We start from the raw sequence: 14125 nt of genomic DNA on the forward strand, positions 1-14125 counted from the left end.
TTTTTTACAGAATACTAAGCGATCGCTTAGGAAACTCTAAGAAATAAATTATCCAATATTGTGGGGTGGGCATCTTGCCCGCCCAGTCTGTATGGCGGGCGAGACGCCCACCCCACAAGAGTTAATTGAATATTTTTTTATTTGGAAGTCTGTTAAAAAAGTTTTGCCTACGCAGGAATATTCATTAACAAGCTATTTTGCGTTTATGCACTCCCTAACTTATGGGAGCAGCTACAAAACTTATGGGAGCCGCTACAGAACTTACGGGAGCCGCTACAGAACTTACGGGAGCCGCTACAGAACTTATGGGAACCGCTACAGAACTTATGGGAGCAGCTACAGAACTTATGGGAGCAGCTACAGAACTTATGGGAGCAGCTACAAAACTTATGGGAGCAGCTACAGAACTTATGGGAGCAGCTACAGAACTTATGGGAGCAGCTACAAAACTTATGGGAGCAGCTACAAAACTTATGGGAGCTTAGAAATACCAAAACCTAGTAATTAAGTTCCGAAAAATTACTGTCATCAATCAAAAATATTGGTAAAAAAAATTGCGAGTTTTACTGAACCGGAACGCAGTTTAATTGAGCCAAGCTAGCTCTAGCAGCATCTTAAAGGAGTAATTTTATGTCTCGAAAAAAACGCACATCCCGCATTTTAGAAAAAGCTCAGTTAAGATCCGCCGGACTAAAATCAATTGTTCCAAGCGTCAAATTTGATGAAGATTATAGTCTAGAAAAATTAGTTGAGTCAATTGACCAGTTACGCAACAAAATTGATGTTTATAATACTGCTCTGTCTGTAGTTGACTCTTCTAAAACTGAAATTGAAGAGATGGAAAAAAACTTGAGTCAGCTTTCTGAGAAAATGCTGATGGTGGTTGCAATTAAGTACGGCAAAGACAGCCGCGAATATGAGATGGCAGGTGGTGTTCGCTATAGCGATCGCATCCGCAAAATCCGGTCAAGCCGCTTAAAAAATGTTGCAGAACAAGCATCAGATGAAAATGCTAAAACTGCTTAAAGAAGAATTCAGGAGTCAGAATTCAGGAGTCAGAATGGGCTAAACGCTCCGCTATTGCTAACAGGAGTCAGAATCAAGACGCGCAATGACTCGCTCTAAGCGTTGGCGCAGCCTCTCGTAGAGAAGTAAAAGACGCGATAAATCGCCTTTTGTAGAGACGGCGATTTATCGCGTTTTTGCAATCTATAATTTTTATCAAAAAACTTTAACCTAACTGTATTGATTCGCATCCTATAAGGCTTTTTAAATTTTGAATTTTGAATATTCAATCCAAAATCCAAAATTTAAAATCTAATTTTCAAAGTTATTTATGTCAGTGCGAGCCTACACGTATGCTTTCTTCGTCGAGATTGTCTGGGAGAAATCCACCTGCCTGCATTTTCCATAATCTGTAGTAAGCGCCGCCGAGTGCCAGCAGTTTAGCGTGGGAACCATCCTCGATAATCCGACCTTTGTCAAACACCAAAATCCGGTCTAGATGGACGATGGTAGATAGTCGATGAGCCACTACAATGACTGTTTTCCCATTCATTGCTAAGTCGAGGGTATCTTGGATCGCTTTTTCGGTGATTGAATCGAGGCTAGAAGTGGCTTCATCTAAAATCAGGATCGGCGCATCTTTGAGAATTACCCGCGCAATCACAATGCGCTGTCTCTGTCCTCCAGACAACTTGACACCACGTTCGCCCACCAGAGAATTGTAACCATCCTTGCTTTGGACGATAAAATCGTGAGCATGAGCCTTGCGCGAAGCCTCAATCACTTCCTCATCAGTTGCGTCCAAGCGTCCGTAACGAATATTTTCTAGCAAAGTGCGATGGAACAGAGATGGATCTTGGGGAATCAAACTGATCTGAGCGTGTAGCGCATCCTGAGTCATATCTCGAATATCGACCCCATCAATAATAATCTGTCCAGACTGTGGGTCGAATAAACGCAGAATCAGATTGACAAAAGTGGATTTTCCAGAGCCGGACAAGCCTACTAATCCGATCCGCTCTCCCGGTTGGATGGTGACAGAAAGATTGTGGAAAACTTGCTTTTCATCTGTGTAATTGAAATTCACCCGCCGAAACTCAATCTTACCTTGAGTGATTGAGTGGGCGATCGCCTTATCGCGATCGACCAACTCGTGGGGTTGAATGATGGTGAAAACACCATTGGCAACATTCCCAACGTGTTCAAAAAATTCCAGAAAGCGGCGGCTCAAATTACGCGCTTCACTGATAATCAATAGCGACAGGCTGGTTGCTACAACAAAGTCAGCAGTAGTGATCTTTCCTTGACTCCACAGAGAAAGCGAGTAATACAGGGTGCTAATTTTCAGAATGGCTGCTGAGATGAATTGAAACCAGCGAATGCGCTCCGAGTACCAGTTGGACTCTCTCACGTGTTTAATTTCGCGCTTTAATTGGTCATTCAAATAGCGTCGTTCAAAACCAAAACGAGCAAATAGTCGGCTACTAGTGAGATTTGTGACTGCATCTACAATCATGCCAGTTGTTTCACTTCTGGCAGCTGCGGCTTTCCGAGAATAAATTCGGCAGCGAGTTGCTAGCCAGAACGAAATACTGATAAAGAGAACCGCCCATATCCCCACAAGTGCAGCCAGGGGAGGGTAGGCGCGATACAGTATCGTCGTAGCAACGCTATACACAACGATTACTGGCATAAATTCAGTAATCATCATTTGCATCGTTTGGGTAACACCTAGAGAAGTTTCACTAATCCGATGTGCCAATGCTCCAGAAAAACTGCTACTCAAGTAGCGATGCGAATGGTGTTGCAAGTAGGCATATAGCGATCGCACAATATGCTGTCGATGAATGGGATGGAGAATCGTCTGCAAAAGTCCAGCCGATCGCCCGAAAACCACTTCACCCACACTCAAGCCGATGAATAGCATCAGAGGTTGCTTCATGGCATCAAAAATGGGCTGGCTGTGTCCCGCCGATCCCGTTACGCCCCGGATGATCTGGCCAATAGCATAGGGCAACATAATGCCACAGGTTGCGTGTATGATCTCCAGGATCACCGCTAACACATACCACCAGCGAAACTGGTTAACGAAATACAAAATGAACCTGAAGGGAGTTGATGGCAAATCTGGCGCATCAGGGGCACGTTGAAAAGATTTAGCTTGTCTAGTTTTTTTCGTCATGAAAGTCGATCTCTTAGGCATCATTTTAGCTTTTCTACAAGATAAAAATGGACGACTGATCCAGCCGTCCGATGGCATTAGAGACTTTTACAAGTACTCCACTAGACCATAATTTCTGATGGTGTGATAGCAGCATAAACATCAGGCGGGAGTAAGGCTTCCTGAATGTTGATTTTCTTTGGGATTACACCCTCGTCAAAGAACAAATCTGCCACCCGCTGTTGTTCTTTAATCAATGCAGGGCTTAGTCCTCTGCGTCCCACAAAAGTGCGGCGAGACATTACCTTTTCTACCACATCCGCGTCGAGCTTTTGTTCAGTGATCATCAATTTGGCAACTTCACCTCGATTCGCTTCTGCCCACTTGTCGAGTTTATTAAGCTCCTCAATGATAATTTTTAGCAAGCCAAGATTCTCTTCGGCAAACTTTCTGTCAGCAATATAATAGCCACCAGGAGAATCTAGCCCAACAGAATCTTTGAGGACTCGAATTCGATTCATTTTTTGAGCGATCGCATAGTGCGGATCTCCTGTCATCCAAACTGGAATTTTACCTTCAATAAAAGCAGCCCGCGCCTCGATAGTTGGCAAACTTCTGATTTTAATATCTTTAAGGCTCAAGCCGATTGATTGCAACGCTCTGATAATAAAATAGTGCGATGCCGAGCCTTTTTGAAAGTAAACTTCTTGACCCTTGATATCCTCAAACTTCTGAAGTTTAGACTCCGGCGGAACGGCAATTACACTACTCGTCAGTTATTTGCTGCGTTCCTAGTTTCTAACGAAGAGAATCTCCTCTTCGGTATTCGGCAGTTATGTCGTCTAATTTTTGTTTTAAACTGTCGTCAAGTTTTAGTTCTAATGCTTTGAGGTTGTCAGTAAGTTGTTCTGGGCGGCTAGCGCCAATGATGGGGGCAGTAATAATGGGATTAGATAAAACCCAAGCTACTGCTAAGGTGGTGAGGGAAAATCCAGCCAAATCTGCGACTGTGCGTAAATCTTCGACAGTATTGAACTCGCGATCGTGCCAGTAGCGTTCTTGATAACGTTCTGCGGCAGCACCTAGCGTAAAACGAGTTCCTGAGGTGGGGCCTTGAGTAAGAATGTGTTTGCCTGTAAGTAGACCACCCGCCAATGGATTATAGGAAATTACACCCAGTCCTTCTTCTTTCGCTAGGGGCAATAGTTCTCGCTCAATTTCGCGGAACAACAGGTTATAACGTGGCTGAATTGAGATGAACTTAGTTAAATTGCGTGTCTCGGCACGACCTAAGGCGCGGGCGAGTCGGTAGGCTAAAAAGTTAGAAACCCCGATGTAGCGCACCTTGCCAGCACGAACTACTGCATCCAGCGCTTCCAAAGTTTCATCAAGAGGGGTTGACGCATCGTCGGAGTGCAACTGGTACAGGTCGATATAATCGGTTCCTAACCGCCGTAGAGAAGCATCGATCGCATCCAAAATATGTTTCCGCGAAGCCCCCTGATCCCAAGGTGCAGGGCCAACTCGACCGACGCACTTGGTAGCTAAGATAAAGTGTTCGCGTTTGCCTTTGAGCCAGCGTCCAACGATTTCTTCGGTGCGTCCAGCAGTAGCAAGCCCACCACCGAGGGGATAAACGTCGGCTGTATCTAAAAAGTTGATTCCGCCATCGGCTGCGGTGTCAAGGATCTGCCTGGAAGTTTCTTCGTCGGTCTGTAAACCAAAGGTCATAGTGCCGAGACAAAGACGCGAAACAGTCAATCCAGTTTTACCGAGGTTGGTAGTTGGTAAGGTCATAGATATGTTGTTGATTGAGGTTGATTGAGAAAGTTTTAAAATTTTTAAATAGAATGCGACGTGCGGTCTGCGTTAGCAAAGCGGGGCGGAACTAAAACGTTATGCAATAAATGCATTTTTTAAGGCGTGAACCAATTTAACCAACCTTCCCAGCTTTGGACGATCGCGGCAAATTCTGCATAACCATCTGCTTTTGGATGAGCGCCATCATTAGCTTTTGCTTCTGCTAGCCAGATTGGCGACTTTACCAAACTGGAAAACACATCAAGATAGGGAACATCTAGTTGATTACAAACCAATGCAAATTCCTGTGACAGATTTGCAAGAATTTGATTTCTTTTTTTTTGATCGACATCACCACAAGGCGGCGGACTAACCATCAAAATCGGATAGAGTTGCTTTGCTTGGCTTAAGATATTGTGAGCATTGGCGATCGACTCAGAAAGTTCGATTCCTTGCTGTTTACCCGCCCATCCTGAATCATTTGCCCCAAAGGAAAACACTACTCGACCATCGGATTCTTTGGGGAGACGATAGGAAACTTCCGAGTACCAACGTTTTTTGAGATACCGACTTGTCTCCGCCCGCACCCCCAAGTTGTAATGGGTGATAGCGTATCCTCTTGATTCAGCATTGCGGCACACTCTACCTGTCCAACCCAGAAACTCTGGATCGCCTGTGCCATTGACAAAGGATTCACCAATAAAACAAATTCTGATTTCTTTGCGAGAGTCTGACATAAGTCACGTCGCTTCTCTACGAGACGCTGCGCGTAGCTTGCTTCCCCGCAGGGGTACACAGACTCGCTAACGATATAGCGGTTTTTAATTGCATAGAATACAGACCATTTGTAGGGGCACAGCATTGCTCATTGGTGTCAACTTAACGTGAAACCGCTCGTCCGTCGGGAATTGAAATTCCCGTCTCATAAGCTAAAGTCATCTGAAGATGACTAAATATCACCAAAAATCTCTAGTCTACTTCAGTAGACTTAAGCTATTAGCCCGAAAATTTATTTCCGGGCGGGCATGGAAGCTAACAGATAAACTATTTCCAACTTAAGGGACTTCCAAATAAAAAAATATTCAATTAACTCTTGTGGGGTGGGCAACATGAGCGCCCAGTCTGTATGGCGGACGAGACGCCCACCCCACAATATTGGATTAATTTATTTCTTGGAGTTCCCTAAGTTGACACCTATGAGCATTGCTGTGCCCTATTCCTAGATTTCTCACTTGTGAGAAATCCAAGGGGTGTGGAAGGATGGGGAAGAAGTCTTACCCCCTACACTCTCCACACTCCTCTTCCCCTGAAGCCTACACTATGCGTGAGAAATCCGGGTATTGTTGCATCTCAAGCAACTACAGAAATTTCACGACGCTTCTGGGAAATTAGCCACTGTTGCAACTTGGGATCGCCGTATACCTCATCTGCAATAAAATGATCGCCATCGGGCAGTATTGTCAAATCAACTTTCCCCCCGACTTTGCGTAAGCGCTCAACAAATTGCTCTGTATCCTCAATCGGCAGATTTTTGTCCTGTCCACCTTGGAATATTTGAACGGGAATATCTTTGAGTGCAGCTAGTTCGCTTTCTGCTAATGTTTTGGGTACTCGTCCAGATACAGGTACTAAACCTGCGAAGCGATCGGGATGTAAAGCAGCAATATGCCAGATACCCGCCGAACCTAAGCTGAACCCAGCTAAGATCACCCGTGCTGGATCGACAGGTTGAGAAGCGATCAATTCATCAAGCAAAGCAAGCACATCATCGGCTCGATCTGCCCAAGTCTGTTCAGCCGGAATCTGGGGTGCGGCAAATACATAAGGTAAGGAGTTGGATGAATCTACGAAACGAGGTAATCCCCATTTCAGTAGCACATTCAAATCTGTGCCACGATCGCGTCCTCCATGCAAAAACAATACCAGGGTTGCAGGTTTGTTGGCATTGTCAGAAACAGGCGAAAAAAGATAAGGCAATGAACCATTGTTGGTGTCGTAAGAGCGTTGTTCAACAGGCATACTTTTGACTCCTAATTTGATTTGGGCATTGGGCATTCGGCACAAAAGGCAGAGGTGCGGAGGTGCGGAGGGGCAGAGGGGAAAGAACTTGTACAAATCTCTCCCCTGCTCCCCTGCTTCCCATTCCCCTCTAACTAACTGCTGCCTTAACAGGCTGTTTCCACACTGCGGCGGCGTACAGCGAAGCATCGAAGTCTGGTGCGATGTTGTTGCTTGTGATTCGTGTCTCGTGCTGTGTCCAGTCAGTGAAGAATAAGTCATGAGTGATGCGCGACACTATTGCCGGGACATCACGCCGGATGCTGGGCACGTCGCCGATGGGCAGACCGAAGCTCACAAAACCGGCTGGGTTGAAGACGTGAATATCCTTGAGATAAGGTGCGCTACCGGGTACTTTTTCTTGGTATTCGTGGGCGCTACCAAGGTAGGGGTGTGTGCCCAAGTCGTCGGCGCGTTGGTCGGCTGGTGGTTGATAGCGATCGCGCCAAAGTGCAATATGCTGTGCAAAATCAGCTAGTTCCGGCCGCTTTGTCGGATCAACAAAGTAACCCGTGCCTGCGATCGCAAAATCGAACTCAAAAACATCGTCGTTCACCTGGGCGACAATGCGCCCGCCTTCTTCGTGCGCCGATCTCCAGTTTGCAGATAAGTGTAGGTGGAAGTTGGGGAATGCGATCGCCCGTTCAATTGCGTCAGCTGGTGGTGTAGAACCAACTTCACGAAAACGCCAAGCTTGGAACCAGCGGGCTGCATCGGGTAGTTCTGGATAGTTGTAGTAAGCGCCAGGATACCCGCGCACGCGATTTATTGGCAGCGATGCGATCGCTGGTCGCCGCGCAAACAAATGTACCGCCTTTGCACCCGATTCCAGCGCCACCCCTGCGGCGTCGAAAGCTGAGGCCGCAGCACCCAGTACTGCTACAGTTTTGCCGCGCAATGCGGCGAAGTCGATGGTATCGACGGTATGGGCATACAGCCTGCGTGGTAGACTGTCTAACACTGGTGGGATGTATGGGCCGCCAGTACCAGCCACACCATTAGCAAAGATAATCTTGCGCGTCGTCTCCACCTGTGGGACACCGTTCACCTCAAGGTGCAGGCGAAAAAAACCTTCAGCCGGCTCAATCCGCACCAGCCGTGTCTGATACCGAACTGTGATGCCCAAGAATTGCCGATACCAGCTGAGGTACTCAGCCCATAGCAATCTGGGGATACGGTCGATCGCTGCGTAGGCATCAGCACCGTGTCGTGCCTCATACCATGCCTGGAACGACAGCGCCGGGATACCAAGTTCAGGGCCGGGCAAGTTTTTTGGTGTGCGTAGTTTATTCATCCGCGCTCGGTTGAGCCACACGCCAGCATGGGCTTCATCTTTGGCCGCGTCGATCACCGTCACGCGGCCGATACCAGCGCGCCGCAGTGCAAATGCAAAGACGCTGCCGCTACCGCTACCACCCACAACCGTAACGTTGTGATCGACGCCTTGGCGATCGGGTATCCAGTTATCGGGATCGGGGCCAATTAGGCGTAGCGCCTCGCGGGCCCCAATATCAGGATCAGTCGTTATTGTCATGTCGATCTCCCAAGGTGAAACACTATGAGGAGAATGGGACTAAGTTAAATTGGAGAGTAAGCAGTGTAAGGATTACAGAGGGGCAAAGGTGCAGAGGGGAATTTCTAAATATCCGTTCGTATACCTTAAACTTCTTCTTTCTCCCCTGCTCCTCTGCCCCTCTGCTCCTCTGCACCCCCGCTGCCTCAAAGATTTTCCCTTTTCTTAGTGCCATTCCACTATGAGGATGAGGGAGATGAAGAAGAATAATTTCCCCGACTCCCTCATCTCGCCTTTTACGCTACTACTAGACTCTTGTCCACTTGTTGAAATTCGGTGTTACTCACCTTAGATTCGATCGCTGTACCCTTGAAGAAATCGGGGTTAGCTTGGGTGTAAAACTTGTAGGGATTAGCGAATACATAGGATTTGAAGTCGGCTTCGGTCAGGACGCCTTCTTGTACGAGATCCCAGCTTTCAGCCAAGGGAGAGGTGAGGTCTGGTACATCCCAGTGACCAACATCGGAGGAATAGATGGCGTTGATCTTGACTCCCAGGGGATTGGCTTTGTCATTGAATGCCGTAGCGATGGTGCGATCGTCGGACTCGGAACCAAAGAAGAAACTGTTCACCCAGCGATCGCGGATGTCTTCTATTGTTTCAATACCTGCGGCTGCAAAATCGTTCAATTCGCTACCGATAGGCGCACGGCTATGACGGCTGAATGAAGCTCCCAGTACAGTTTTGGTCAATTCATCCTTATCAAGGGAATACCCTTGAGCAACTTCTGCACCGTATTGCTCAAATATCTCAAATAGCTCATCGGCATTGGTTAACGCTGGATTGTAGTTTTCCAGTGCCTTGATATTGCGCTTCAAGAACCGATCTACCAAATGGATGTAGACACGCGCACCCCAATCTGCGCCACCTTCTAGCATCGCTACGCGCAGCTGTGGAAAACGCTTGGTAACACCGCCGAAGAACAGCGCCTTGGCAAATGCTTCCGAACCATCGGCAAAGTGACCGATGTGGTTGTTCATGTAGTTACTGATCGAAGAGCGGCCAGTCCAGCCTTGACTGCCGTAATGGGTGGTGACGGGTACACCCAGTTCCACGACTTTCGCCCAGAAGGGATCGTAGTCGTATTCACTATCTAGTCCGTAGAAGTCGATGTAAGAAGCATACTTGGCGATTTCGGGGAATTTATCGGCTGGATATTTATCAGCGATCGCTTTAATTGGCCGCTTCACACCGCCAGTGATATTAATTACTTTTAAGCCAAGTGTTTTTACTGCAAACTCTAACTCCTCAATGCCTTCTTCGGGAGTAGTTAAGGGAATGCCAGCAACCGGCGTTAGGCGATCGCTATATTTCCGGTAGATATCAGCATGATAGTGATTTACTGCACGTTGCAGCGCTTGACGATTCTCTGCACTGGCTCCAGCTGGTGCTAAAACATTGTTAGGAAACAGCACTGAATAGTCAGATCCTTGCTCCGCTTGACGCTCATAGAGCAATCCGGGGAGGGTGTAAGTAGCAAGATCCAGCGTGTTTTTAGTAACTCTAGCCCACCAAGGCGATCGGATTGTCCGGTTGTATTGACGTTCTTCAGGAGTTTGTTGATACCAGTCTTTACCGTTACTCTTAGAGTTGAGACGGGAAGCTTCAGTCTTACGTAACTCATCTACAAGTTTCACACCGCCGTACTTAGCGATGTAATCTTCAAAAGCTGGCGTGAAATCATTGGTATGAACATCGGTGTCGATTACTGGATAATCAAGGGTGGCTCTGATTGCAGCAGAGCGTGAGGTCTTCAATCGGCTATATTCAGTCATGTTTTTTCCTTGCCTACGGCACAAAAATTACAGGTTTTTTTCAGCATCCAATGCTGCGACAAAAACATTTCTTGTAGAGACGGCGATTTATCGCGTCTTTTCACACAATCGCGTCTCTCTACAATTTTCTGTAGGTGGCGATCTACAGAAAGTACGCTTTAAAAGATATGACATAAGCATCCATGAAAAATTCATTTACGCCACCGCCAGATTCTTGTCTACTTGTTTGGCGGCAAAACCATTACCCGGCCTACCCAATCCGAGATTTTCACGCAAGGTAGTGCCCTCGTATTCGGTACGGAACAACCCGCGTTTCTGCAAGATGGGGACAACTAAATTAACAAAATCATCTAATCCTGTGGGCAGAATTGGCGGCATGATATTAAAGCCGTCTGCTGCACCGTTGATAAACCATTCTTCAAGCTGATCGGCAATACTTTCGGGACTACCGATAATCGTGCGATGACCCCGCGCCGTAGCAACAGAGAGATACAACTGGCGCAGCGTGAGGTTGCCACGATTTACGAGATCCGTCAGCAACTTCAGGCGGCTCTTACCACCGTTAGTATCACTGGGCAATGGTGGTGCGAGATCGTCGAGTGAATAGCCAGATAAATCGATGCCCTTGTAACGCGTTTGCAGTAAACCCCATGCCACCGATGGATGAATTAGCGATTGCAGGAATTCGTATTTTTCCTGAGCTTCTTCTTCAGTGCGACCAATCACGGGAAATACACCCGGCATGATTTTCAGATCGTCTAGTTGGCGGCCATATTTAGCCAACCTACCTTTCACATCAGCATAAAATTCCTGCCCATCTTGCAGTGTTTGGTTGGCAGTAAAAATAACTTCAGCAGTCTTTGCCGCCAGTTCACGCCCAACTTCCGAAGCACCAGCCTGGACAATCACCGGATAACCTTGAGGCGAACGACCGACGTTTAAAGGGCCTTTGACAGAAAAATGTTTACCTTTGTAGTTGAGTGTATGCAGTTTATTCGGGTCGAAATAGACACCAGATTCTTTATCTCGGATGAAGGCATCATCTTCCCAGCTATCCCAAAGACCTTTCACCACTTCTACAAACTCTTCGGCGCGTTCATAGCGCTGGCTATGCTCTAGGTGTTCGTCATGGCCGAAATTACCTGCGGCATTCTCATTTCCGGTGGTGACTACATTCCAAGCTGCTCGACCGTTACTCAAATAGTCTAGTGAAGCGAACTTACGCGCCAGGGTGTAGGGTTCTTCATAAGTGGTCGAAGCGGTAGCAACAAAGCCAATGTGTTTAGTCAGTGGGGCCAGTGCGGAAAATAGCGTTACTGGCTCGAACTTAGCTAATTTGCCGTTGCGCTTCAGCACCTCTGGTTCACCACTATCTTGTAAGCTGGGGCTATCGGCTAGGAAAACAGCATCGAACAAGCCCCGTTCAGCAGTTTGGGTAATTTCCTTGTAATGCTCGAAATTTAGCCCAGCATCAGCTTGTGAATCGGGGTGTCGCCAAGCCGCGATATGATGGCCAGTGGCTTGAATAAATGCACCTAAACGAAGCTTACGTGTTGTACTCATCTGCTTTTTTCTACAATGTCTGAGCGATCGCGGAGTGTCTCGTAGAGAAGATTACAGTCGGTAAGCTAAAAAACATCTAAATTGCATAATCGAATTAGACATAACTCTTGTGGGGTGGGCAACATGAGCGCCCAACTTATGCAATTTAAATATGGAACAGCTTATTACTGATTTGCATATAGCTAATCGCTTTTCATGTCTTCAAACAGGAAGTAGTGTAGTTGAATTACTTGAAAAGCCTTATCAGCACAGTGCAGAGATGAAAATTTATTTATGCTAAAACCAATCTCTCATCTACTTGTTTGACGGCAAAACGATTGCCAGGACGACGCAATCCCAGGTTTTCACGCAAGGTACTTCCTTCGTATTCAGTACGGAACAGTCCCCGTTTCTGAAGGACAGGAACGACTAGGTTAACGAAGTCATCTAACCCAGTGGGGAGGATTGGCGGCATGATATTAAAGCCATCTGCTGCACCGTTGTTGAACCATTCTTCTAGCTGGTCGGCAATGGTTTCGGGAGTACCAAGTATGGTGCGATGACCCCGCGCGGTAGCAAGAGAGAGATACAACTGGCGCAGTGTGAGAGTGCCACGAGTAGCCAAATCTTTGACTAGTTTGAGACGACTTTTGTTAGCGTTGGTGTCGCTGGGTAGTTCGGGAGCCACATCATCTAAAGAATATTGCGACAAATCCACACCTTTGTAATAGTTCTTTAAAATGCCCCAAGCGACATCAGGATGGATTAACGATTGCAGAAATTCGTATTTCTCTTGAGCTTCTGCTTCAGTACGGCCAATGATTGGGAAAGCTCCAGGCATAATTTTGAGATCGTCTGGCGATCGCCCATATTGTGCTAATCTACCTTTGATATCAGCATAAAATTCTTGGGCATCAGCTAGGGTTTGATTGGCGGTGAAAATCGCCTCGGCAGTACGTGCAGCTAAATCTCGTCCCGATTCGGAGGCTCCAGCCTGAACAATCACCGGATAACCTTGGGGCGGACGACCGACGTTTAAAGGGCCTTTTACAGAAAAATATTTGCCCTTGTGGTTCAATGTGTGCAGTTTATCCGGGTCAAAATAGACCCCAGATTCTTTGTCACGGATAAAAGCATCATCTTCCCAGCTATCCCATAGACCTTTCACCACTTCTACAAACTCTTCAGCACGTTCATAACGCTCGCTGTGTTCTGGGTGATGCTCAAGTCCGAAATTAAGTGCAGCATTCTCATTGCCTGTAGTAACTACATTCCACCCCGCCCGGCCTTTGCTCAAGTGGTCTAGGGAAGCAAACTTACGTGCTAGGGTGTAGGGTTCTTCATAAGTGGTCGAGGCGGTGGAAATGAAGCCGATGTTTTGGGTTACAGAGGACAAGGCCGAGAACAGGGTGACTGGCTCGAAATGGGCGATTTTACCGTTACGATACTGAGTTTCTGGAGCGCCGCCCCAGATTCCTGGACTATCTGCCAAGAAAACTGCATCAAATAAACCGCGTTCAGCAGTTTGGGTAATTTCTTTGTAATGCTCAAAATTCAGTCCTGCATCTGCTTGTGAATCGGGATGCCGCCAAGCAGAGACATGGTGTCCAGTGGCTTGAATGAATGCACCTAAACGAAATTTGCGTGTTGTACTCATATACCTTTTTCTTTTCTTAATATTGCGTTAAGGGACTTTCAAATCAAAAAACATCCCGAATTTTTGTTGTGGGACGGGTGAAAACACCCATCCCATATTCAGCAGACTTAGGCATGAGCTATCAGTCGAACGCTGCTCGCCCCACAAGATGGATAATTTATTTCTTGTTAGCCCCTAAGTCCGAAAAATGCTCGAATAGCATATCGATAAAATCTTTTCCCCCATAAAACTTTGAGGTATTCGTGTCAAGCACTCAGGCATTCACATCTTGCTACACGCTGAATACAATCATGGAATGCTCTCTAGCAACCAAACTTGCCGCAAAATTAAATAACCGAACTGTAAGTAAAGTTAATACCACAGCAGAATTAGGGATGCTGCTGCTTGGCAATCGAATTACCATAAATTTATCTAGTAATTTTACCCAGCAGATAGAGCGTACACGATCAATCCAAAAAAAGATGTACTGGAAATCACAATAACATGAAAAACTAATTATTAGTTTCTCGAACATTAAGTATTGCAAACCATTTGATGTAATATATGTAGGAATG

Annotated in this window: 11 protein-coding genes; 2 read left to right on the forward strand and 9 right to left on the reverse strand. The window is 46.6% G+C overall.

The genetic code is table 11. The features are described from left to right. The first annotated feature begins 221 nt into the window (after positions 1-221). The gene (locus V7L31_RS03975) at positions 222-485 is read left to right on the forward strand and encodes a hypothetical protein (protein ID WP_334695044.1); all 264 of its coding nucleotides are present in this window, start codon (positions 222-224) and stop codon (positions 483-485) included. A 145-nt stretch (positions 486-630) separates the two neighbouring features. Beyond that, positions 631-1026 (forward strand): hypothetical protein, encoded by a 396-nt coding sequence (locus V7L31_RS03980; RefSeq protein WP_292877320.1) that lies wholly within the window; start codon positions 631-633, stop codon positions 1024-1026. 313 nt (positions 1027-1339) lie between these two features. On the opposite strand, the gene V7L31_RS03985 is transcribed toward V7L31_RS03980, so the two are convergent. The 9 genes from V7L31_RS03985 to V7L31_RS04025 all read right to left on the reverse strand — a co-directional run bounded on the left by V7L31_RS03985 (position 1340) and on the right by V7L31_RS04025 (position 13571). Further along, positions 1340-3187, reverse strand: a complete 1848-nt coding sequence (locus V7L31_RS03985; protein ID WP_334695045.1) for an ABC transporter ATP-binding protein — start codon at positions 3185-3187, stop codon at positions 1340-1342. 101 nt (positions 3188-3288) lie between these two features. Continuing rightward, positions 3289-3942, reverse strand: a complete 654-nt coding sequence (locus tag V7L31_RS03990) for an ABC transporter substrate-binding protein (protein ID WP_334695073.1) — start codon at positions 3940-3942, stop codon at positions 3289-3291. Positions 3943-3964: 22 nt separating this feature from the next. Then, positions 3965-4963, reverse strand: a complete 999-nt coding sequence (locus V7L31_RS03995; RefSeq protein ID WP_334695046.1) for an aldo/keto reductase — start codon at positions 4961-4963, stop codon at positions 3965-3967. Between the two features lie 119 nt (positions 4964-5082). Further along, entirely contained in the window at positions 5083-5703 is a 621-nt protein-coding gene (locus V7L31_RS04000; protein ID WP_334695047.1) for a GDSL-type esterase/lipase family protein, read from the reverse strand. 613 nt (positions 5704-6316) lie between these two features. Next, positions 6317-6985 carry a dienelactone hydrolase family protein gene (locus tag V7L31_RS04005; RefSeq protein ID WP_334695048.1) on the reverse strand — a complete coding sequence of 223 codons (669 nt, stop codon included), beginning with the start codon at positions 6983-6985 and terminating at the stop codon, positions 6317-6319. A gap of 130 nt (positions 6986-7115) precedes the next feature. Then, complete coding sequence (locus tag V7L31_RS04010; RefSeq protein ID WP_334695049.1) at positions 7116-8558, reverse strand: FAD-dependent oxidoreductase; 1443 nt, start codon at positions 8556-8558, stop codon at positions 7116-7118. Positions 8559-8833: 275 nt separating this feature from the next. Further along, positions 8834-10372, reverse strand: a complete 1539-nt coding sequence (locus tag V7L31_RS04015) for an amidohydrolase family protein (protein ID WP_334695050.1) — start codon at positions 10370-10372, stop codon at positions 8834-8836. Positions 10373-10567: 195 nt separating this feature from the next. Continuing rightward, complete coding sequence (locus V7L31_RS04020; RefSeq protein ID WP_334695051.1) at positions 10568-11935, reverse strand: LLM class flavin-dependent oxidoreductase; 1368 nt, start codon at positions 11933-11935, stop codon at positions 10568-10570. A gap of 271 nt (positions 11936-12206) precedes the next feature. Beyond that, a complete protein-coding gene (locus V7L31_RS04025; protein WP_334695052.1) occupies positions 12207-13571 on the reverse strand; it encodes an LLM class flavin-dependent oxidoreductase in 1365 nt (454 codons plus the stop codon). Between the last annotated feature and the right edge of the window lie 554 nt (positions 13572-14125).

This window comes from Nostoc sp. (assembly GCF_036916655.1).
Lineage (GTDB): Bacteria > Cyanobacteriota > Cyanobacteriia > Cyanobacteriales > Nostocaceae > Nostoc.